17 protein-coding genes and 1 pseudogene are annotated in these 22,065 nt (G+C 71.9%); 1 reads left to right on the top strand and 17 read right to left on the bottom strand.

The annotated features are described in order from the left end of the window. Positions 1–41 precede the first annotated feature (41 nt). The 6 genes from SZN_RS20710 to SZN_RS20685 form a co-directional block, all read right to left on the bottom strand. A complete protein-coding gene (locus SZN_RS20710) occupies positions 42–1,727 on the bottom strand; it encodes a beta-N-acetylhexosaminidase (protein WP_007498196.1) in 1,686 nt (561 codons plus the stop codon). A gap of 1 nt (position 1,728) precedes the next feature. After that, positions 1,729–2,571 carry a carbohydrate ABC transporter permease gene (locus tag SZN_RS20705; protein WP_043732070.1) on the bottom strand — a complete coding sequence of 281 codons (843 nt, stop codon included), beginning with the start codon at positions 2,569–2,571 and terminating at the stop codon, positions 1,729–1,731. 5 nt (positions 2,572–2,576) lie between these two features. After that, complete coding sequence (locus tag SZN_RS20700; protein ID WP_043732068.1) at positions 2,577–3,530, bottom strand: carbohydrate ABC transporter permease; 954 nt, start codon at positions 3,528–3,530, stop codon at positions 2,577–2,579. 44 nt (positions 3,531–3,574) lie between these two features. Further along, positions 3,575–4,888, bottom strand: a complete 1,314-nt coding sequence (locus SZN_RS20695) for an extracellular solute-binding protein (protein ID WP_007498193.1) — start codon at positions 4,886–4,888, stop codon at positions 3,575–3,577. 220 nt (positions 4,889–5,108) lie between these two features. Continuing rightward, positions 5,109–5,399 carry a DUF3039 domain-containing protein gene (locus SZN_RS20690; RefSeq protein ID WP_007498192.1) on the bottom strand — a complete coding sequence of 97 codons (291 nt, stop codon included), beginning with the start codon at positions 5,397–5,399 and terminating at the stop codon, positions 5,109–5,111. 29 nt (positions 5,400–5,428) lie between these two features. Then, positions 5,429–6,001, bottom strand: coding sequence for a YqgE/AlgH family protein (locus SZN_RS20685; RefSeq protein WP_007498191.1), 573 nt, complete (start codon positions 5,999–6,001; stop codon positions 5,429–5,431). 252 nt (positions 6,002–6,253) lie between these two features. On the opposite strand from SZN_RS20685, the gene murA reads away from it, so the two are divergent. Then, positions 6,254–7,594, top strand: coding sequence for a UDP-N-acetylglucosamine 1-carboxyvinyltransferase (gene murA, locus SZN_RS20680; RefSeq protein ID WP_007498190.1), 1,341 nt, complete (start codon positions 6,254–6,256; stop codon positions 7,592–7,594). A gap of 338 nt (positions 7,595–7,932) precedes the next feature. On the opposite strand, the gene SZN_RS20675 is transcribed toward murA, so the two are convergent. From SZN_RS20675 to SZN_RS41495, 11 genes and pseudogenes are all read right to left on the bottom strand, one after another. Continuing rightward, positions 7,933–8,214: an HU family DNA-binding protein gene (locus tag SZN_RS20675; RefSeq protein WP_007498188.1), complete on the bottom strand. Its 282-nt coding sequence runs from the start codon at positions 8,212–8,214 to the stop codon at positions 7,933–7,935. Between the two features lie 433 nt (positions 8,215–8,647). Next, the gene (locus SZN_RS20670; RefSeq protein WP_007498186.1) at positions 8,648–10,063 is read right to left on the bottom strand and encodes an NAD-dependent malic enzyme; all 1,416 of its coding nucleotides are present in this window, start codon (positions 10,061–10,063) and stop codon (positions 8,648–8,650) included. 313 nt (positions 10,064–10,376) lie between these two features. Next, a complete protein-coding gene (locus SZN_RS20665) occupies positions 10,377–12,662 on the bottom strand; it encodes a HelD family protein (protein WP_007498184.1) in 2,286 nt (761 codons plus the stop codon). A 70-nt stretch (positions 12,663–12,732) separates the two neighbouring features. After that, positions 12,733–13,521, bottom strand: coding sequence for an anti-sigma factor family protein (locus SZN_RS20660; protein WP_007498182.1), 789 nt, complete (start codon positions 13,519–13,521; stop codon positions 12,733–12,735). A 59-nt stretch (positions 13,522–13,580) separates the two neighbouring features. After that, positions 13,581–14,102, bottom strand: a complete 522-nt coding sequence (locus tag SZN_RS20655; protein ID WP_010039908.1) for a sigma-70 family RNA polymerase sigma factor — start codon at positions 14,100–14,102, stop codon at positions 13,581–13,583. Between the two features lie 319 nt (positions 14,103–14,421). Further along, positions 14,422–15,018, bottom strand: coding sequence for a CGNR zinc finger domain-containing protein (locus tag SZN_RS20650; RefSeq protein ID WP_007498180.1), 597 nt, complete (start codon positions 15,016–15,018; stop codon positions 14,422–14,424). A gap of 293 nt (positions 15,019–15,311) precedes the next feature. Beyond that, positions 15,312–16,463 carry a uroporphyrinogen-III synthase gene (locus SZN_RS20645; protein ID WP_007498179.1) on the bottom strand — a complete coding sequence of 384 codons (1,152 nt, stop codon included), beginning with the start codon at positions 16,461–16,463 and terminating at the stop codon, positions 15,312–15,314. Positions 16,464–16,613: 150 nt separating this feature from the next. Continuing rightward, on the bottom strand, positions 16,614–17,996 hold the full coding sequence (locus SZN_RS20640) for a nitrate/nitrite transporter (protein ID WP_007498177.1): 1,383 nt from the start codon (positions 17,994–17,996) through the stop codon (positions 16,614–16,616). A 364-nt stretch (positions 17,997–18,360) separates the two neighbouring features. Next, on the bottom strand, positions 18,361–19,590 hold the full coding sequence (locus SZN_RS20635) for an acyltransferase family protein (protein ID WP_007498175.1): 1,230 nt from the start codon (positions 19,588–19,590) through the stop codon (positions 18,361–18,363). After that, positions 19,587–21,785, bottom strand: a complete 2,199-nt coding sequence (locus SZN_RS20630; RefSeq protein ID WP_050815098.1) for a bifunctional polysaccharide deacetylase/glycosyltransferase family 2 protein — start codon at positions 21,783–21,785, stop codon at positions 19,587–19,589. The genes SZN_RS20635 and SZN_RS20630 overlap by 4 nt, the downstream gene beginning before the upstream one ends. Beyond that, positions 21,785–22,065: pseudogene (locus SZN_RS41495) on the bottom strand (hypothetical protein); the annotation flags it as partial. The pseudogene SZN_RS41495 and the gene SZN_RS20630, both read right to left, overlap by 1 nt.

Genomic DNA, 22,065 nt, shown 5'->3' with positions numbered 1-22,065 from the left:
CGTTTGACACTCACCGGTGACCCCTTGCCGGTTTTATTGCGCTATCTGTTCGGGGGCGGGCCGTCGATCGGGCGGCCGAGCACCCCGGGCCGCCGCTGCCAGGGGCGCGGTCCGGACGGCGGCCGGTAGGCGACCCCGAGGGCGTCGAGCCGCCGGTAGTGGGCGCCCATCCGCCGCTCGAAGGCGGCGAAGTCCCGTTCCGCCGGGGCGGGCAGGGCGCTCCAGGCCACCTCGGCGAAGGCGGCGAGCCGCGGGAACGTCTGGTAGTCCACGCGCGCGTGATCCTCCATCACCTCGGTCCACACGTTGGCCTGCGTGCCGAGCACGTGCCGCGCCTCCTCGGACGTCAACTCCGCGGGAACGGGCTCGAACCGGTAGACGTCCTCCAGGGTGCGGACGTAGCCGATGGGGACCGGCTCGTCCGCGCCCGCGTCCTGCCGGTGGTCCAGATACACCTGCTGCTCGGGGCACATGACGACGTCGTGGCCCGCGCGGGCGGCCGCGATGCCGCCCGCGTACCCGCGCCAGGACGACACCGCCGCCCCGGGCGCGAGACCGCCCTCCAGGATCTCGTCCCAGCCGATGAGCCTGCGCCCGCGCGCGGTGAGCCAGGTGTCGAAGTGGCGGATGAACCACGCCTGGAGCCCGTCCTCGTCCCCGAGCCCGAGTTCCCGGATGCGCTCCTGGGCGGCCGGTGAGCGCCGCCACTGGTCCTTGGGGCATTCGTCGCCGCCGACATGGACGAACGGCGCGGGAAAGAGTTCCAGGACCTCTTCGAACACGCCCTCGTAGAAGCGCAGGGTGCGGTCGGTGGGGGCGAGGACGTTCGGGGAGATCCCCCAGTCGTCCCAGACGGCGAGGGCGGCCGTGTCGACGACGTCGGTGTTGCCGAGTTCCGGGTACGCGGCGATCGCGGCCTGCGAGTGGCCGGGTACGTCGATTTCCGGGACGACGGTGATGTGCCGCTCGGCGGCGTAGGAGACGATCTCGCGGATGTCGTCCTGCGTGTAGTGGCCACCGTGCGGCTTCTCGTCCCAGAGCGGGGAGGCGCGGTGGCCGAATTTCGTGCGCGCCCGCCAGGAGCCCGTCTCCGTCAGCCGCGGGTACCTGGCGATCTCGATGCGCCAGCCCTGGTCGTCCGTCAGATGGAAGTGGAGGACGTTGAGTTTGTGGGCGGCCATCAGGTCCAGATAGCGCAGCACGCCGTCCTTCGGCATGAAGTGCCGGGCGACGTCGAGCATGAGTCCGCGCCAGCCGAACCGGGGGGCGTCCTCGACGGTCACGGGCGCGATCCGGAGGGGGGCGCCGGGCCGGACGGGCGCGCGCCGGAAGGCGTCGGGGCCGAGGAGCTGGCGCAGGGTCTGGGCGCCCCAGAACACCCCCGCCGGGCCGCCGCCGCGGATCTCGACGCCGTCCGGGGCGGCGACGGTGAGCCGGTACGCCTCGGGCTCCATGGTGTCGTCCAGGCGCAGCCGTACCCCGCCGGGGCGGTCGGCCGGCCCCGGGCGCAGCGGGAGCGCGAAGGCGGCGCCCAGCGCGGCGCGCAGCCAGCGCTCGGTGGTCCCGGTGCCCGGCGCGGCCCACAGGGTGGTGTCCTGGTCCAGCGTGACGCCGCCGGCCGCGGGGGCGGCGGCCGCGCGGGGCGCGGGGATCAGTTCTGCGGGCTCCGTGGGGCCGGTGGGTTCCGTGGGTTCGGTGGGTTCCGTGGGTTCCGTGAGAGAGGTCATGTCAGTCCTTGACCGCCCCGCCCAGCCCGGACACCAGCCGTCGCTGGACGAGGACGAAGAAGATCAGCACCGGAATCGTCATCACCGTGGACGCCGCCATCACACCGCCCCAGTCCGGCTCGTCCGGCTTGTAGAAGACGAGCAGGGCCATGGGCAGGGTCGACTGCGAGGTGTCGCTGATGATGAAGGACTTGGCGAAGAGGAAGTCGTTCCACGCCGAGATGAAGGAAAACACGCTCGTGGCCACGAGCCCCGGGAAGACCAGCGGGAAAAGGATCTGCCACAGGAATCGCGAGCGGCTCGCGCCGTCGATGTAGGCGGCCTCCTCCAGGGCTTCGGGGACCGCTTTCACGAAGCCTCTCAGCATCCAGATCGCGAAGGGCAGGGAGAAGGCGATGTGCGGCAGGATCAGCGAACCGAGGGTGTTCAGCTGGTTGAAGTCCCGCATGAGGAAGAACAGCGGGATCGTCAGGGCTTCCACGGGCACCATCTGCGCCACGAGAAACATGATGAGCAGGGTGGTCCGGAAGCGGAAGCGGAATCGCGTCACGGCGGTCGCGGCGAGAAACGCGATGAGTGCCGAGGCGATCACGACCGAGCCCGCGACGACGAGGCTGTTGAGGAAGTAGCGGCCGAATTCGTTCTGCTCGAAGACGCGCCGGAAGGAATCCAGCGAGGGGTTCAGCGTCCACGGCCGCGGTTCGCTCGACTCGATCTCCCCGGCCGGTTTGAAGGCGCCGAGCACCATCCAGTACAGGGGGAACGCCACCACCACGGCGATCAGCAGCGCGGAGGTCTCCGCGAGCAGCCGCCAGGGCCGCCGTACGAGGCGCAGCGGATTCATGAGGTTCACAGCTCCTCCCCCTGCCTGCGCAGCAGCCGCAGGTACACGAGTGTCACGGCCAGCAGGATCAGCAGCATCACGACGCCGATGGCGGAGCCGAGGCTGTACTGCGAGGACGCGAACGCCTTCTGGTAGGCGTAGACGTTGAGCACGAGGTTCTGGCCGGCGATGCCGCCGCCGCCCGTCATGACGTAGATCTGGGTGAAGACCTTGAAGTCCCAGATGACCGACTGGATGGTCACCACGACCAGGATCGGCCGGAGCATGGGCGCGAGGACCGAGCGCCAGATCCGCCACTGCGAGGCGCCGTCCAGCTGGGCGGCCTCCAGCACCTCGGCCGGTACGGCGCGGATGCCCGCGTAGACCGTCACCATCACGAACGGGAAGGAGCACCAGACCACTTGGAGCAGGACCAGGAAGAAGGCGCTGAACCTGCCGTACGTCCAGGAGTACTCGCCGAGGCCGAGGACCCGGTTGACCGGGCCGAAGTCCGGGTCGAACAGGAACAGCCACACCGTGGAGCCGGTGATGGCGGGGGTCGCCCAGGCGCCGAGCGCGGCGAGCATCAGCGCCAGCCGCGGTACGGCCCGCACCCGCGTGAGCAGGACGGCGAGGGCGCAGCCGACGGCCAGGGTCGAGACGACGCAGGCCGCGGCGAAGACGACCGTGGCGAGCAGCACCTGCCAGAACTGGGGGTCGCCGAAGAGTTCGGCGTAGTTCCCGAGGCCCTGGAAGGTCGTCGGCTCGCCGCCGCTGACCTGGGCCTGGGTGTACTCGAAGAACGAGATCAGGCCGAGCTGGTAGACGGGGTAGACGAGCAGGCCGCCGACCACGACCAGGGCGGGGGCGAGATAGAGCCAGGGCGTCGCCCCGCCCCGGCGACGGGGGCGGGGGCGCGGGGGTGTGCCGTTCGCGGGGCCTCCGTCGCGGGGGTGCGGCGGACGTGTGCCCGTCCGCACCCGGCCGCGCTCCACGACCCCGGGTTCCTGGGGCGTCACGTGCGTCACCCCGCGGAGCCGAACGCGTCGTTCATCTTCTTCGCCGCGTCCGCCGAGGCGGCGGCGACGTCCTTCTTGCCGCTGATGACCTCCTGGAACATCGTCGGCAGGACCAGCGAGGAGTCGATCTGCGCCCAGGCCGGCGAGGCGGGCACGAACTTGGTCCCGGCGGCCAGGGTCTGCACGAAGGGCTTCACGTACGGCTTCTTGGCCGCGGCCTGCCCGCGCACGTCGGCGAACGTCGGCAGGAAGCCCATCGCCTCGAACATCGAGGACTGGGTCTTCTTGGAGGCCAGCTGCTGCATCAGCGCGACCGCGAGCGTGCGGCGCGAGGTGCTCTTGAGGACGCCGATGTTGTTGCCGCCCGCGAAGGCCGGCGCGACCGAGCCCTCGCTCGTCCCCGGCAGCGGCACGACCTTGTACTTGCCCTTCACCTTGCCGGCCTCCACGGCCGCGTAGCTGAAGTCGCCGCCGATCGCCATGCCCGCCTTGCCGGCCGCGAACGCGGTCACCGTGTCGTTGCCGCCCATGCCGGCGCACTTGGCGGCGGGGCAGTTGTCGTCGGAGAACAGCGAGGTGTACGCCTTGATGCCCTTCTGTGCCTCCGGGCTGTCGATGGCCGAGGCGTACGATCCGCCCTTGCCCGTGGCCAGTTCGCCGCCGTTGGCCCACACGAACGGCATCGCGCCGTAGGTGTAGGCACCGCCCACCGCGATCCCGTACAGCTCGGGGCGGGCGGCCCGGATCTTGCGGGCGGCGGTCGCGAGGTCGCCCATGGTCTTCGGCACGTCGAGGCCGAGCTCGTCGAAGACGTCGGTCCGGTAGTACAGGGCGCGCACGCCGACGTAGAAGGGCGAGCCGTAGACCTTTCCGTCGACGGTGACGGACTGGCGGGCGGTGGGGTCGGTGTCCTTGGCCTCGCTCCAGTCACCGAAGTCCCGGGTGACGTCGAGGAGTCCGCCGTCCTTCACATAGCCGGCCGTGTCGGTGTTGCCGAACTCCATCACGTCGGGCGCGGACTTGGGGTCGTTGAAGGCGGCCTTGACGCGCTGGGCGCGGGTCTCGACCGGGATGTACTCGACGGCGACCCGGGTGCCCTTGTTCTGCTTCTCGAAGGCGGCGACGACGGAGTCGACGACCTTCTCCTTCGGCTTGTTGCCGACCTCCTGGAAGAGCCACACCCGCAGGGTGCCGGTCTTCTCGTCCTTGTCGGAGGAGGAGTTGTCCGAGGTCTGCGGGGCGCAGGCCGAGACGATCAGGGTGGCGGCCGCGACAGTGGTGGCCCCGAGGAAACGAACGGACGGCTTCCTGGTGTTCATGCAGTGCTCCTCCGATGAGGTGTTGCATCATGCGCAATGACGGTTTCGCTGTGCACAACACCCGGAGGCTAGGTACTCCATGAACGCGCCCACAAGAGGTCTCAACCACCTTGTGACCGGCGGACGCACTCCGTGCAACGGCCGTTCAGCACAAAGGCCCCCAGGGTGCACAAAACGCACCTCGGGGGCCCTGGGGCCCGTCGGGCCGGGGAGGGCACGCCTACTTGTCGCCCTTGCCGCCCTTGCCCTTGTCGTCGCCGCCCGCGCCCATGGACTCGTAGATCTCCTTGCACATGGGGCACACGGGGTACTTCTTCGGGTCGCGGCCCGGCACCCAGACCTTGCCGCAGAGCGCCACGACGGGGGTCCCGTCGAGGGCGCTCGCCATGATCTTGTCCTTCTGGACGTAGTGGGCGAAGCGCTCGTGGTCGCCGTCGCCGTGGGAAGTCTGCGGCGTGGGCTCGACGAGGGTCCCCGTACCAGTCCCGCGCTCGGGCTCGAGAGTGCTCATACCGCCAAGAGTACTGAAGCTCACAGGCATCAGTTGAGCGAAGGGTCGTCCGGATACGTGGCCACCATGGCGAGCTCGCTGCGCTGGCGGCGCAGCACCTCGCGCCACAGCCGCTCCGGGGACGGCGAGGAGATGTCACCGGGCTCGGACTCGACGACGTACCAGGCGCCCTCCACCAGCTCGTCCTCCAGCTGGCCGGGGCCCCAGCCGGCGTACCCGGCGAAGATCCGCAGGCTGCCGACGGCCGGCGCGAGCAGCTCAGGCGGCGCCTCCAGGTCCACCAGCCCGATCGCCCCGTGGACCCGGCGCCAGCCCAGCGGGGCGCTCTCGCCGGCGGCGTCCCCGGGGATGACCGCCACGCCGAGCGCCGAGTCCAGGGAGACCGGGCCGCCCTGGAAGACGACGCCCGGCTCGCCGGCCAGCTCCGCCCAGCCCTCCAGGATGTCGCCCACGCCGACGGGGGTCGGACGGTTGAGGACGACGCCGAGGGAGCCCTCCTCGTCGTGGTCGAGGAGGAGCACCACCGCGCGGTCGAAGTTCGGGTCCGCCAGGGCGGGCGTGGCCACGAGCAGCCGCCCTGTGAGCGAGGACACCTCGGTCATGCCAGACATGATCCCGCATCTTTCCCCCGCGCGGGGGGCCAATGGGGTTCGGCGGTGCGCGCAGCTCAGGGCGGACGGAAGCGCCGCCCGGCGCACGGGCGGGGCGGTGACCGCTCGTGCCCGGTGCGGAACCGTTCGTGTTGTGACAGAGCTATGACGCTCCTGAGCCGTACTCGGGCTTACTGAAGGGGGGTCGGCGGCGATTACCCTTTGCCTTCTGGCCCCTGCCCGACTCATCGGAACGCGAGATTCATGACCGTCAACGACGATGTCCTGCTTGTCCACGGCGGAACCCCGCTGGAGGGTGAGATCCGTGTCCGCGGTGCGAAGAACCTCGTACCGAAGGCCATGGTGGCCGCCCTGCTGGGCAGCGCGCCGAGTCGACTGCGCAACGTACCGGACATCCGTGACGTGCGCGTCGTACGCGGCCTGCTGCAACTGCACGGTGTCACGGTCCGTCCGGGTGAGGAGCCCGGCGAGCTGGTGATGGACCCCTCGCACGTCGAGAGCGCGAACGTCGCCGACATCGATGCCCACGCCGGTTCCAGCCGCATCCCGATCCTCTTCTGCGGCCCGCTGCTGCACCGCCTCGGCCACGCCTTCATCCCCGGCCTCGGCGGCTGCGACATCGGCGGCCGGCCGATCGACTTCCACTTCGAGGTCCTGCGGCAGTTCGGCGCGACGATCGAGAAGCGGGCGGACGGGCAGTACCTGGAGGCCCCGCAGCGGCTGCGCGGCACGAAGATCCGGCTGCCGTACCCGTCGGTGGGCGCGACCGAGCAGGTGCTGCTGACGGCCGTCCTCGCGGAGGGCGTCACCGAGCTCTCGAACGCGGCCGTCGAGCCGGAGATCGAGGACCTGATCTGCGTCCTGCAGAAGATGGGCGCCATCATCGCGATGGACACCGACCGCACGATCCGCATCACGGGTGTGGACTCGCTCGGCGGCTACAACCACCAGGCCCTCCCGGACCGTCTGGAGGCCGCCTCGTGGGCGTCCGCGGCGCTCGCGACCGAGGGCGACATCTACGTCCGCGGCGCGCAGCAGCGCTCGATGATGACGTTCCTCAACACCTACCGGAAGGTGGGCGGCGCCTTCGAGATCGACGACGAGGGCATCCGTTTCTGGCACCCCGGCGGCCAGTTGAAGTCCATCGCCCTGGAGACGGACGTGCACCCGGGCTTCCAGACGGACTGGCAGCAGCCGCTGGTCGTGGCCCTCACGCAGGCGACGGGCCTGTCGATCATCCACGAGACGGTGTACGAGTCCCGTCTCGGCTTCACCTCCGCGCTGAACCAGATGGGCGCGCACATCCAGCTGTACCGCGAGTGCCTGGGCGGCTCGAACTGCCGTTTCGGCCAGCGCAACTTCCTGCACTCCGCGGTCGTCTCGGGCCCCACCAAGCTCCAGGGCGCGGACCTGGTCATCCCCGACCTGCGCGGCGGCTTCTCGTACCTGATCGCGGCGCTGGCGGCCCAGGGCACGTCCCGCGTCCACGGCATCGACCTCATCAACCGCGGCTACGAGAACTTCATGGAGAAGCTGGTCGAGCTGGGCGCGAAGGTCGAACTGCCGGGCAAAGCACTCGGCTGACCCCACCCCGCAACCCCGGCCACAGCAACACCGCTCCCGGCCGGGGGCCCGGGGGTCGCCCCCCGGACAGACACAGCATGGAGAAGCTGGTCGAGCTGGGCGCGAAGGTCGAACTGCCGGGCAAAGCACTCGGCTGACCCCACCCCGCAACCCCGGCCACAGCAACACCGCCCGCGGTCTGCGCGCAACGCCGATGGGGCGGCCGCCCGGTGTCCGGGCAGCCGCCCCATCGGCGTTGCTGCGGCGCCGTCGAAGGGGGCGCGGGAAACTGCGCGAGCAGCCGGGACGGGGCCGCGGTCGCCCAGGGCGCCACGCCACGACGGCGCTCGCGCGAATCCTTACTTGCCCTTGGCGGCTTCCTTGAGCTTGGAGCCCGCGGACACCTTCACGCTGTAGCCGGCCGGGATCTGGATCGGGTCGCCGGTCTGCGGGTTGCGCGCGGTGCGAGCGGCACGGTGGGTGCGCTCGAAGGTCAGGAAGCCAGGGATGGTGACCTTCTCGTCGCCCTTGGCGACGACCTCGCCGACGGTCTCGGCGAACGCGGCCAGCACGGCGTCGGCGTCCTTGCGGGTCACCTCGGCGCGGTCGGCCAGCGCGGCCACCAGCTCACTGCGGTTCATGTTCTTACTCCCGTGTTCATTTGCCTTGAGGCGTGCCACGCGGCGGAGCCGCATGTCGGGCACAGCGATGTCGATGCTGCCAGGTTCCTCCGTGAGGCCCCGGACCCGGGTCCGTGGCCAGACCCTCGCGCCCAGGGACGCATCCTGCCCCTACCTGCGGCGGGAAAGCCAATCCGGCACCCGGAGGAGTCGTGAGAACACCCTTGGGAGTCACACGAAGAGAGGGCCTCAGCCTGGCCGTCACGATAAACGGCGCTCACGGGCCCCTGGTTCCACGACGCGCCGTCACAAGGGCTTGCCGTGGCGATCCTCACAGCCCACACACACTTCCCGGCCGTGCGGTACGTCCGCTCGGCGTCCCGGGGTCGGCGGTACGGGGCGGGCGCCCGGGAACCCGTGGTCCCCGGGCCCGCGCACCCGGCCCGGCGGGCGCCTACCCGGCGGCGCTGACGGCCTTCGCGGCGTCGCGCACGGCCCCGGCGACGGCACCGGCGACCTTGTCGTTGAAGACGCTCGGGATGATGTAGTTCGGGTTCAGCTCGTCCTCGGTCACCACGTCCGCCAGCGCCTTCGCGGCCGCGAGCATCATGTCGGTGTTGACCGTGCGGGACTGCGCGTCCAGCAGGCCGCGGAAGACACCGGGGAAGACCAGCACGTTGTTGATCTGGTTGGGGAAGTCGGAGCGGCCCGTGGCCACAACTCCCGCCGTCTGACGGGCGATTGCCGGGTCGACCTCGGGGTCCGGGTTCGCGAGCGCGAAGACGACGGCGTCCTCGGCCATGGCCGCCACGTCCGTGCCGTCCAGTACGTTCGGGGCCGAGACGCCGATGAAGACGTCGGCGCCGCGCACGGCCTCCTTCAGGGTGCCGGTCAGGCCCTCGGGGTTGGTGTTGTCCGCGATCCAGCGCAGCGGGGAGTCGGCCGGGGCGTCGCGCAGGTCCTCGCGGCCGATGTGCACCACGCCGTGGATGTCGGCGACGACGGCGTTCTTCACGCCGGCCGCGAGCAGCAGCTTCAGGATGGCCGTACCGGCGGCGCCGGCGCCGGACATGACGACGCGGATGTTCTCGATCGCCTTGCCGGTCACCCGCAGCGCGTTGGTCAGGGCGGCCAGGACGACGATCGCCGTGCCGTGCTGGTCGTCGTGGAAGACCGGGATGTCCAGGGCCTCCCGCAGCCGCGCCTCGATCTCGAAGCAGCGCGGGGCGGAGATGTCCTCCAGGTTGATGCCGGCGAACCCGGGGGCGATGGCCTTGACGATCTCGACGATCGCGTCGGTGTCCTGGGTGTCCAGGCAGATCGGCCAGGCGTCGATGCCGGCGAACCGCTTGAAGAGGGCCGCCTTGCCCTCCATGACCGGCAGCGCGGCCTTCGGGCCGATGTTGCCGAGGCCGAGCACGGCCGAGCCGTCCGTCACGACCGCGACGGAGTTGCGCTTGATCGTCAGGCGCCGCGCGTCCTCGGGGTTCTCCGCGATCGCCATGCAGACGCGGGCCACGCCCGGGGTGTAGATCATGGAGAGGTCGTCGCGGTTGCGGATGGGGTGCTTCGACGCCATCTCGATCTTGCCGCCGAGGTGCATCAGGAACGTACGGTCGGAGACCTTGCCCAGGGTGACGCCCTCGATGCCGCGCAGTTCCTCGACGATCTCGTCGGCGTGCGCGGTCGACGAGGCCGCGATGGTGACGTCGATCCGGAGCTTCTCGTGGCCGGACGCGGTGACGTCGAGACCGGTCACCGAGCCACCGGAGGACTCCACGACGGTGGTGAGCTGCGAGACGGCGGTTCCGCTCGCGGGCACCTCCAGCCGGACCGTCATCGAGTAGGAGACGCTGGGCGCCGTTGCCATGGCCGACTTCCTCTGCTTTCACCGTGTGTCGCTTGGTATGCCGTCCGATCGTCGCACCTACCGCTCGGTAGGAGTTAGCCGGGCCTGCATTGCGAACGTATTGTTCGCCACGTCCGCGCATGAGAAGGGACCCACGTCACAGATGACGTGGGTCCCTTCACGTTCACGACACCGACCCGCCATGCTCGCCTCGCGGCAAGTGGTCGCTCGTAGCGACGAAGGTTGGGCCCGGGGGCTTGGATCGGGCCGGTGCCACACCCAATCTAACAAACCGATCCCGTGCGGCCATTCCCGTACGGCGGGTTCGTCCGGGTCAATCTCTGAGCAGGTCCGGCACCCCGGACGCGTCCGGGTCGTCCCGCTCCCCGGAGACGACCGTGAGCTGCTGGGTCGCCCGGGTCAGCGCCACGTACAGCACCCGCAGGCCGGCGGGCGACTCGTCGGCGATCTCCGCCGGGGAGACGACGATCGTCGCGTCGTACTCCAGGCCCTTGGCCTCCAGGCTGCCCAGCGCCACGACCCGGTCGCCGAGTCCGGCGACCCACTTCGCCGCCTCCTCGCGCCGCTGCATGGCGACCACCACGCCCACCGTGCCGTCGACCAGGTCCAGCAGCCGTGCGGCCTCGTCGCGGACGGTGCGCGCGAGGGAGTCGCGGACCACCCGGAAGCGCGGCCGGACCCCGGTCGAACGCACCGCCGAGGGGGCCGTGGCCCCGGGCATGGCGAGGGCCAGCACCTTCGCGGCGAGGTCGGCGATCTCGGCGGGGTTGCGGTAGTTCACCGTGAGTTCGAAGCGGCGCCGCGGGCGGCTGCCGAGGGCCTCGTCGCGGGCCTCGGCCGCCTCGTCCACGTCGGACCACGAGGACTGGGCGGGGTCGCCGACCACCGTCCAGGTCGCGTGGCGGCCCCGGCGGCCCACCATCCGCCACTGCATCGGCGTGAGGTCCTGGGCCTCGTCGACGATGACATGGGCGTACTCGGTGCGCTCGGCGGCCAGCCGCTCGGCGCGCTCGCGCTGCGACTCCTCGCGCACCGGCATCAGCTCCTCCAGGCCGGTGAGCTGGTCGAGCGGGTCCAGCTCGCGCCGTCTGCGGGGGCGGGCGGGGACGCCGAGGATCGCCTGGAGCTCGTCGAGCAGGGCGATGTCGTGCACCGAGCGGCCGTCCCGGCGCAGCGAGCGGGCCACCTTGCGGACCTCGCCGGGGTTGAGGACGCGGCGGGCCCAGCGGCCCAGCCTGCGCTCGTCGGCCATCGCGTCGAGGACGGTCGCGGGGCTCAGCTCCGGCCACCAGGCGTCGAGGAAGGCGAGGAAGGCGTCCTCGGAGACCACGTCCTCGTCGAAGGAGGAGCGCAGCTCGGCGGCGAGTTCCGGGTCGCTGTGCCGGCCCGCGCCGCCGGACTTCTCGTACAGGGCGTCCAGGAGCAGCTTGCGGGCGCGCGGGCGCAGCAGGTTCACCGGGGCCGTGCCGGCCAGGGCGGTGCGGCGCACGCGTTCCAGTTCGGCGCCCTCCAGCTCCAGGCGGCGGCCGAAGGCGACGACCCGGAGCCGGGTCGGGGAGCCCTGCGGTTCCAGTGCGCCGCGGGCAGCCTTGCGCAGCACCTTGAGCATCCGGGAGGAGCCCTTGGCGCGGGCGGTGGCCGGGGAGTCGTAAACGGTGGCCTCGGCGCCGTCGACGAGGGAGCCGATCGCGCGGACGGCGACCTGGCCCTCCTCGCCGAGGGAGGGGAGCACGCCCTCGGTGTACGCCACCAGCAGCGGGGTGGGCGAGACGATGAGGATGCCGCCGGAGTAGCGGCGCCGGTCCTGGTAGAGCAGGTAGGCGGCGCGGTGCAGGGCGACGGCCGTCTTGCCGGTGCCGGGGCCGCCCTCGACGTAGGTCACCGAGGCGGCGGGGGCGCGGATGACGAGGTCCTGCTCGGCCTGGATGGAGGCGACGATGTCGCGCATGGTGTGGCCGCGGGCCTGGCCGAGGGCGGCCATGAGGGCGCCGTCGCCGACGACGGCCAGCTCGCGGCCGTCGAGGAGGGCCCTGAGCTCGGGGCGCATCAGGTCGTCCTCGACGCCGAGCACCCTGCGGCCCTTGGAGCGGATGACGCGGCGGCGTACGACCCGGCCCGGGTCCACCGGGGTGGAGCGGTAGAACGGCGCCGCGGCAGGCGCCCGCCAGTCGATCACCAGCGGGGCGTAGTCCTGGTCGAGGACGCCGATGCGGCCGATGTGCAGGGTCTCGGCGATGTCGGCGGTGCCGTCCTCGCGGACGGTGCCCTCGGCGGGCTCGACGGCGGTGTACGCGCCGTCCGGGCCCTTCTTGCCGTCCCTGCCGAGCAGGAGGTCGATGCGTCCGAAGAGGAAGTCCTCGAACTCGCTGTTGAGGCGGTTGAGGTGGACGCCGGCCCGGAAGACCTGGGCGTCCCGCTCGGCGAGCGCGCCGGGCGTCCCCACCTGGCCGCGCTGGGCCGCGTCGTGCATCAGGAACTCGGCCTCGTGGATCTTCTCCTCAAGGCGCCGGTACACCCGGTCGAGGTGTTCCTGTTCGACGCCGATCTCGCGGTCCCGCGAGGAGTCGAGCGCGGCTTCCTGTGGAGCCTGAGCGGCCACCGGGCCCCCTTCTGACGTGCTGGGCAGCCGTCAACCGTACGCGAAGGGGGCCCGGAAAAGCTACGTGGACCTACACGTCGACCTCGACGAGCTTCTTCCCGTCGAAGGTCATGACCTCGATCCGGTCGATCTGGTCGGGGCTCATGGAGACGCCGCCGCTGATGTAGAGCGGGTTCCTGGCCTGTTCCGTCTTGCCGTCCGGGATGCCGTAGCCCCATTTGCCGACGGACCAGGACGCGGCGGTCTCCCGCTCGCCGTTCTTGCCGACGAAGATCAGGGAGCACTTGAGCGGGCCCTTGACGCCTTTCAGCTCCAGCCCCGTCTCGGTGCCCCAGAGCTTCTTCTCCAGGGCGACGGTCGCGGTGACCCCGGAGGCCGCGTCGCTGCCGGTCACCTTCTTCTCGATGCCGGTGAACAGGTCCTTGGCGGGGTTGGCCGCCTGCACCGTGCGGGTGCCGGTGCCGGTGCCCGTGCCGTCGTCGCCGCTGCCGTTGGTCGCCACGGCCACGAAGGGGCCGCCGACGATCAGCGCGGCCGCCGCCGCGACCATGTAGAAGCTGCGCCGGCGCTTCTGGGCGCGGCGCTCGGCCACCTCGTCGACGAGCTTGTCGACCAGGCGCGGGCTGGGCTTGGCGGAGAGCGAGTCGCCGAGGGCGGGGGTGCCGGTGCCGGGCAGGTCCGCGAGCGCGGCCAGCATCGGTTCCATTCCGGCCAGTTCGTCGAGCTGCTGGGCGCACCATTCGCAGGTGGCGAGATGGGACTCGAAAGCGGTTGCCTCGACGTCGTCGAGAATCCCGAGGGCGTAGGCGCCGACGGTCTCGTGTTCACTCGGGCCCGGTTCTCCCTGAATGGGGCTCATGGAGCCAGACATACCCGAACCGCCCATGCCGAATCCCTGGTTTCCCCCGTACACACTCATCACGCCGTCACCCCCCGCTCCTCCAGAGCCAGCTTCATCGACCGCAGGGCGTAGAAAACCCTTGAGCGCACAGTGCCGCTGGGTATGCCCAGCGTCTCGGCGGCCTCATTGACGGTACGCCCCTTGAAGTACGTCTCGACCAGGACCTCCCGGTGGGCGGGGGTCAGGTCGTCGAGCGCGTCCGAAAGCGTCATCAACCACAGCGCCTTGTCGATCTCGTCCTCCGCGGGGATGACCTCCAGCGGCGACGGGTCGACCTCCTGCGGCCGGGCCTGCCGGCTGCGGTGACCGTCGATGACGATGCGCCGGGCGACCGTCACCAGCCAGGGGCGTACCGATCCGGTGGCTCGATTGAGCTGTCCGGCGTTCTTCCAGGCACGGATGAGCGTCTCCTGCACGACGTCCTCTGCTCGTTGCCGATCACCGGCGACCAGCCGAAGGACATATGCGAGGAGGGGTCCGGCGTGCTCTCTGTACAGAGCGCGCATCAGCTCCTCATCAGGCTCCGAGGGCTGGGACATGCGATGTCGGGCCCTCGCTCCACGTTCATTGGCCACGACGGGATCCTTGCGCACGCCCACCTCCGATGTCCGGGGGTTCCCCCAGTCGGTCGCTCGACCACCCGTACGCAGGCCGCCTGTTGTGTGTTCAAAGTGAGGCGACAGTTTTCTGCGGAGTGACGTGACGAGCGGGACATGGCGCCACATTCCCACCGTGCGATCTTTACATTTCCACCACATCGGCAAGATCGACTTTTCGCTTCCCTACGGGAGCGTAGGTAAGCGAAATGTAAGGGACATCACGTCGACTCCCTTGTCACCAAAGCCGCATAACGGTCTGTCAGGCGCGGGCGAGGGCCGCGCGGCGGCGGTGCCGGGCCACCCTTTCGCGGTTTCCGCAGACCTCGCTGGAGCACCAGCGCCTTCTGCGGCCGCGGGACGTGTCGAGGTAGACGAGCGGGCAGTTGTCGCCCTCGCACTCCCTGAGCGCGGCCCGCGCGACCGGATCGGTGAGCAGTTCCAGGGCGTCCCGGGCGACGGCGGCGAGCAGCCCCGCGCACTCGGGCGGACGGTCCAACTCGCGTACGAGCGTCCCGTCTTCGCCGCGCACGGCACGCGGGGCGGGCGGCGCGGCCCGCGCGAGGCCGTTCACCCCGGCCAGCGCGGTGTCGTACGGGGGCCGCGGTTCGGGGCCGAGCCCTGTCCGCACCAACTGCCCGACCAGGCCGCGCAGTTCGCGGAAGCCGGCGAGCCAGGCGGCGTCCACCCGGGCCAGGGGGGTGCCGGGCGGGACGAGGCCGGCGCCGACGAGCCAGGCACGCAGCACCTCGGCGGAGTCGAGCCGTTCGGCGGGATGGGCGGTCGCGAGGAGATCCAGACAGCTGCGCCCTGCGCCGAACCGCAGTTCGTACGCGTCCGTGGCCGTAGCCAGTGCCATGTGCCTGTCACCGCCTGGGGTCAACCCGGCCACAGGGGCCGGTGCGTGCCGCGGGAGAGCCGGGGGAAACCGTGTTCCTCCACAGTGCCTGCCCCGCGACGGGGCCGGAACCCCTCGTACCGCCCGGCGGGTCCGGGGAGGGCGCGGACCGGACGGGGACGGCCGGCCCACGGCCACGGCACGGACCGGACGGGGACGGCCGGCCCACGGCCACGGGGCGGGGCCTGAACGGCCGACGGCCGACGGGGCTTTCGCGGCGCTCCCGGCCGCCCCGCGCTCCCGGCCGCCCGCCCTCAGGCGTCCGCGTACTTCGCGTCCGCCGCCGGGTCCAGGGCCAGCCGGTACCCCCGCTTCACCACCGTCTGGATCAGCTTCGGCGTCCCGAGGGCCGTCCGCAGCCGGGCCATCGCGGTCTCCACGGCGTGCTCGTCCCGGCCGGCCCCCGGCAGGGCGCGCAGCAGTTCGGCGCGCGCCACCACCCAGCCCGGCCGGCGCGAGAGCGCCCGCATCAGCGCCATCCCCGCGGGCGGCACCGGCCGCAGCACCCCGTCGACCAGGACCGCGTGCCCGCGGATCTCCACCCGGTGCCCGGCCAGCGGCAACGACCCGGCGCGCGCGGGCAGTTCCTGGCACAGCAGCTGGACCAGCGGCCCCAGCCGGAAGCGCTCGGGCTGGACCGTGCCGACGCCGTGGGCCTGGAGGGGCAGGGCGGTGACCGGGCCGACGCAGGCCGGCAGGACGTCGCGGGCGAAGGCGGCGAGCAGCTCCGCCAGCAGACCGCGCTCCTGCGCACGGGACAGCAGCGACACCGCGGCGGGCGCGCTGGTGAAGGTCACGGCGTCCAGGCCGCGGCTGACCGCGGCGTCCAGCAGCCGGTCGACCGGACCGATGTCCTCCGGCGGCAGCCACCGGTAGACGGGCACCCCGAGCACCTCCGCTCCCCCGGCCCGCAGCGCCTCCACGAAACCGGGCAGCGGCTCGCCGTGCAGCTGCACGGCGACCCGGCGTCCCTCGACGCCCTCCTCCAGCAGCCGGTCCAGCACCTCCGCCATGGACTCGCTGGCGGGCGACCACTCCTCGGTCAGGCCCGCGGCCCGGACCGCGCCCTTGACCTTGGGGCCGCGCGCCAGCAGTTCCACCCCGCGCAGCCCGGCGAGCAGGTCCTCGCCCAGGCCCCAGCCGTCGGCCGCCGCGATCCAGCCCCGGAAGCCGATCGCGGTGGTGGCGACCACGACGTCCGGGGTGTGCCGGATGATCTCCTCGGTGGCCGCGAGCAGTTCGCTGTCGTCCGCCAGCGGCACGATGCGCAGGGCGGGGGCGTGCACCACCGCGGCACCGCGCCGCCCGAGCAGCGCCCCGAGTTCGTCGGCGCGGCGCGCGGCGGTCACGCCCACGGTGAACCCGGCGAGGGGCCCGTGCCGGTGTTGCTGCTGTTCGTCGTACATCGCTCTCGTCCCGCACTCGAGTCGTGGTGCCTGCGTCAGATGGTCACACCCCTGGTGGGGCTGTGTCCGACGAGGTGGGGCCCGGATGCCGGACGAGCCTGCCAACGGTGCGTGACAGGCTCGGTTCGGCTTCGTGTCGGCGGTGTTACGTCACACCTCGGCATAGCTGAGCCGGGGCTTCGCCTCGGCGGCCGGTGTGGCAGGCGTCTTCGTGACGGCCGGGCGGCGAAGGTATACGGCCCAGGTGACGGCGAAGCAGAGGCCGTAGAAGACGAGGAAGGCGACGAAGGCGCCGGTGCCGGAGCCCACGGTGAGGAAGGACTGGCGGAAGGCGAGGTTGATGCCGAGCCCGCCGAGCGCGCCCACCGCGCCGATGAGTCCCATGGAGGCACCGGAGAGCCGGCGGCCGTGGGCCGCGGCGGCCTCCCCGGTCAGGCCCCTGGCGAGGGCCTTGGCGTGGAAGATGCCGGGGATCATCTTGAACGTCGAGCCGTTGCCGAGCCCGCTGAGCACGAACAGCGCGATGAACGCCGTGGTGAACAGCGGCAGCGACGCCCGCATCGAGGCCGCGACGACGACCGCGGTCGCGGCGGCCATGGCCACGTAGTTCCACAGCGTGATCCGCGCGCCGCCGAACCGGTCTGCGAGCGAACCGCCCACGGGCCTGATCAGCGAGCCGAGCAGCGGGCCGACGAAGGTGACGTAGGCGGCCTGGAGCGGTGTGCGGCCGAACTGGGTCTGCAGGACCAGCCCGAAGGCGAAGCTGTAGCCGATGAACGAGCCGAAGGTGCCGATGTAGAGGAAGGACATGATCCAGGTGTGGGGGTCCTTCGCCGCGTCCCTGGCGGCGCCGGTGTCGTTGCGGACGGACGCGATGCTGTCCATGCGCAGCCAGGCGAGGACGGCGGCGGCCACGATGAGCGGGATGTAGATCCCGAGCAGCAGCCGGGGGCCGCCGCCCGCGCCGATGACCGCGAGGCCGGCGAGCTGCACGACGGGGACGCCGATGTTGCCGCCGCCCGCGTTCAGACCGAGGGCCCAGCCCTTGCGGCGCAGCGGGAAGAAGGCGTTGATGTTGGTCATGCTGGAGGCGAAGTTGCCGCCGCCGACGCCCGCCAGCATCGCGCACGCCAGGAACGTGCCGAACGAGGTCCCCGGCTCCATCACGGCGAACGCGGCCACGGTCGGCACGAGCAGCAGGCTCGCCGAGACGACCGTCCACAGCCGGCCGCCGAAGACCGCGACGGCGAAGGTGTACGGCACCCGCACGACGGCGCCGACCAGCGTGGCCAGCGAGACGATGACGAACTTGTCGGCGGGGGTGAGCCCGTACTCCGGGCCCATGAACAGCACCATCACGGACCACAGGGTCCAGACCGAGAAGCCGATGTGCTCCGAGAGGACGGAGAAGAGGAGGTTGCGCCGGGCCGTGCGCTCGCCCGTCCCGCGCCAGAAGGTCTCGTCCTCGGGGTCCCAGTGCTCGATCCAGCGGCCTCCCCGGCGGGCGGCGGGGGCTGGGCTAGGGGCTGTCATGACGCCTCCACGGTCTTCGGGGCTCGGGCGCACTGCGCGTGGCTGGTCCCGAAGGTAGGGAGGGCGCGTTTCCGGTCTGTGGCGTCCGGTGACCGGAAGGGAACGATGCTCTCACCCGGCCGGAGGGCGGGATGAGAGGTCCGCGCCCGCGGTCAGCGCGGCCGCGGGGGCTGCCCGTAGGGGTTCTGCCGGGGGTACGGCGGCTGCCCGTACGGGGGTTGCGGCCGCTGCCGCGGCGCGGGGTACGGGGGCCGCGGCGCGGGGTACGGGGCCGGGTACCCCGGCTGGGGCCGGTGGTGGCCGTGGGGGCCGGGGCCGGGGGCTGTGCCGGGTACGCGCCGGGGGCGGCGGACGGGCGCCCGGGTCAGCGCCGGGCGCGGCGCCGCGGGCGCCCGGAGCGGGAACCGTCCGGCCACAGCTGCGGCCGGCGTCCGGCCGCCAGGTCCTCGGCCCAGCCGAAGGCCACGACGCAGGCGCAGATCAGGACCCAGGTGACGGCCAGGACGGGCCAGGGGCTCTCCAGGAGCCAGGAGTAGTCCCGCCACAGCACGTCGACGCCCCAGAGCCGGTCCCACAGGGTCGAGGCGACCAGGATGCAGACGTTGTGCCACAGATAGACGGTCACCGCGCGGGAGTTGAGCAGGGTGATCAGCCGGTCCCAGGGGCGCAGCGGGCGCGGCCGGCGCGTCCAGGTGGGGCTGACGTGGAGCAACAGCAGGACCGTGCCGAAGGACCACAGGGCCTGGGCCAGCGGCATGGCGTCGAGGTCGTTGCCCTGCCGGAAGTCGTTGTGCAGGGCGTACCAGAGGCCGGCCAGGGCGACCGCCGGGGCCAGCGAGGGCACGACGTAGCGCGGCAGCCTGCGCAGGAGGCCCTCCCGGTGGGCCATGCCGAGGATCCAGCAGGCGCCGAAGGTGCTGAAGTCGGTGAGCGCCGAGGGGATGCGCTCACCGGGCAGTTGGAGCCAGCCGAAGGCGAACGCCGCCGAGAGGCCGAGCGGCGCGAGGACGGTCGCCAGCGGCATCGCGCGCAGCGCCTTGAGCAGGAACGGCGAGAGCAGGACGTACCAGAGGTAGGCCCGGAGGTACCAGAGCGGTCCGGCGAGGTCGGCGGCCCAGTTCTCGCCGACGAAGCCGGGGATGCCGGGCAGGCCCTCGGCGTACGGCGGATCGCTGAGCGGGAACACCCAGAAGAGCAGGTGGAGCCACCAGAAGCCGGGCCGGCCGTCGGCGTCGGGGCGCCAGCCCTGGAGCACCATGCCCGTGACGCCGATGACGGCGAGGAGCCACAGCGGGGGCAGCAGCCGGCGCACCCTGCCCTTGATGACCTGGGTCGCCGGGCGCTTCAGGGAGCGTGCCATGAGGTTGCCGGCCAGGGCGAACATCACGCCCATGGACGGGAACACCAGCGGGAGCCAGGCCCAGCCCGTCAGGTGGTAGAGCACCACGCGGAACAGGGCGAGGGCGCGGAGCAGGTCGAAGTAGCGGTCGCGGACCGGCTTGCCGGCGGCGGTCTCCGCGGGGCCCGGCGCGGCGGGGTCCGCCGCCGGGAGGGGCGCGGTGTGCACGGCGGAGTCGGGGGAGGGAGGGTTCACCGGACCGGCCTTTCGTCCAGGGGCCGCGCCTGCCGGGCCGGTTCGGCCGGCGGGGCGGACACCCCGCCCTTGCGCCGCAGCTTCTGCCAGCGCAGCCGGCCGCCGGTGAGGGCGGTCATCCAGGACTGGAGCAGCACGACGTACATGAGCTGGCGGTAGAGGATCTGCTGGAGCGGGAGCGAGATCAGCGGGGTGAGCCGCTCGCGGTCCAGGACGAAGGAGTAGGCCGCGCACACGAACTGGATGGCGAGGACGCCGAACCAGGCGAGGACCGTCTTCTCGGTGGGCCCGAAGACCAGGCCGTAGACGAGGAAGACGTCGATCAGCGGGGCCAGCAGCGGGGCGAGCACCATGAACAGGGAGACCAGGGGCAGTCCGACCCGGCCGAAGCGGCCCGAGGGCCCCCGCTCCACCAGGGCGCGGCGGTGCTTCCAGATCGCCTGCATGGTGCCGTAGGACCAGCGGTAGCGCTGCGACCACAGCTGCTGGACGGACTCGGGGGCCTCGGTCCAGGCGCGGGCCTTCTCGGCATACACCACGCGCCAGCCGTCGCGGTGGACGGCCATGGTGATGTCGGTGTCCTCGGCGAGGGTGTCGTCGCTCATGCCGCCGACGCGCTCCAGGGCCGAGCGGCGGAACGCGCCGACCGCGCCCGGGATCGTCGGCATGCACTGCAGGACGTCGTACATGCGGCGGTCGAGGTTGAAGCCCATCACGTACTCGATGTGCTGCCAGGCGCCGATGAGGGTGTCCTTGTTGCCCACCTTGGCGTTGCCGGCGACCGCGCCGACGCGCGGGTCGGCGAAGGGCTGGACGAGTTCGCCGACCGTGGAGGGCTCGAAGACGGTGTCGCCGTCCATCATCACGATCAGGTCGTGACGGGCGTTGGCCAGGCCCCGGTTGAGCGCCGCGGGCTTGCCCGCGTTGAGCTGTCTGACCACCCGCACGCCGGGCAGCTCCATGCCCTCGACGAGCAGGGCGGTGCCGTCGGTCGAGCCGTCGTCGACGACGATGATCTCGACGGGGTGGTCGCTGCGCAGGAGCGAACGCACGGTGCCCTCGATGCACTTGGCCTCGTTGTACGCCGGTACCAGCACCGACACCGGCTCGGTGACCGGCGCGCCGGGGCCCCAGGTGAAGTCCCGTGCGCGGGTGCGGCGGGCGTGCAGGGCGGACAGCAGCAGCATCAGGCCGAAGCGGCCGATGACGAGGAAGCCGATCACCGCGAGGCCGGCGACCAGCACGGTGGTGATGTTGTCGGAGGCGTCGATCAGGAAGATCCACGCCTTGCCCTTCCACAGGTCGAGGCCGGTGACGGGGGTGTGCGCGCTCGGCGCGTCCAGTGCCCGGGTGAGGTTCTGGAACCGGTAGCCCTGGCCCTGGAGCCGGGGGATCAGCTTGTCCAGGGCCCGTACGGTCTGGCCGCGGTCGCCGCCGGAGTCGTGCAGGAGGACGACGGCGCCCTTGCCGCGTTCGGGGGTGGCGCTGCGGACGATCTCGTCCACGCCCGGCTTGTGCCAGTCGTCGGCGTCGAGGTCGGTGACGATCGTGAGGTAGCCGCGGTTGCCGATGTACTCGGTGACCGGCCAGGAGTTGTTGTCCATGGCCTTGGCCTGTGCGGAGTACGGCGGCCGGAACAGGGAGCTGCGGATGCCGGCGGCGCCCGCGAGCGCGAGCTGGTTCTGGGACAGCTCCCAGTCGATGCGCTTCTTCGACTGGTAGGAGAGGTCGGGGTGGTTGAAGGTGTGCAGCCCGATCTCGTGGCCCTCTTTGACCATGCGCCTGACGAGGTCGGGGTAGCGGGAGGCCATGGTGCCGGTGATGAAGAACACCGCGCGCGCGTTGTTCCTCTTCAGGGCGTCCAGCACCTTCGGCGTCCAGCGCGGGTCGGGGCCGTCGTCGAAGGTGAGGACGATCCGGCCGTCCGGCACCTTCAGGGTCGTGGGGCGGCCGCCGCGGGAGTCGATGACGGGGCCGCCCTCGCGGATCGCGCGCGGCACCCTGTCGGCGGGGGCGGCGGAGCGGACGCGGTAGTCGGCGAGGATCTCGCTGTGGGTGTAGCCCCGCAGCATCAGCATCGCCATCAGCGCAACCAGGACGAACAGGGGCAAAAGAATTCGCATGGGCACACGGCGGCGCCGGGAACCGTCACGGGCTCCGGTCGCGGGCCCGTGACGGCGGGAGCGGAATGCCATCAGACGGTGTTCTCCGAGGACGGATCGGCGGGCGCGGCGGCGGAGGGGCCGGGCTCCCGCGCGAGAGGACTGGGGTCACCGGGGCCGTTCGCGACGGTTCCGGTGCCGGGGTCGGTGGTGGTGGCGGAGGCGGTCGGCTCCGGTGCGGGGCCGCTCTGCGTGGCGGTCGGGCCGGGGCCGCCGGTGGCGGGGACCGTGGGCGGCGCGGCGGTCGGGGCCGGCCCGGCCCCCGGGGTCTTGGTGGCCTTCGGGCTGCTCGGCTTCGGTTCGGCGGAGGCGA

This window comes from Streptomyces zinciresistens K42 (genome assembly GCF_000225525.1).
GTDB classification, from domain to species: domain Bacteria; phylum Actinomycetota; class Actinomycetes; order Streptomycetales; family Streptomycetaceae; genus Streptomyces; species Streptomyces zinciresistens.
Note: the sequence above shows the minus strand (reverse complement) of the source record. Positions and strands in the feature narration are given on the sequence as shown.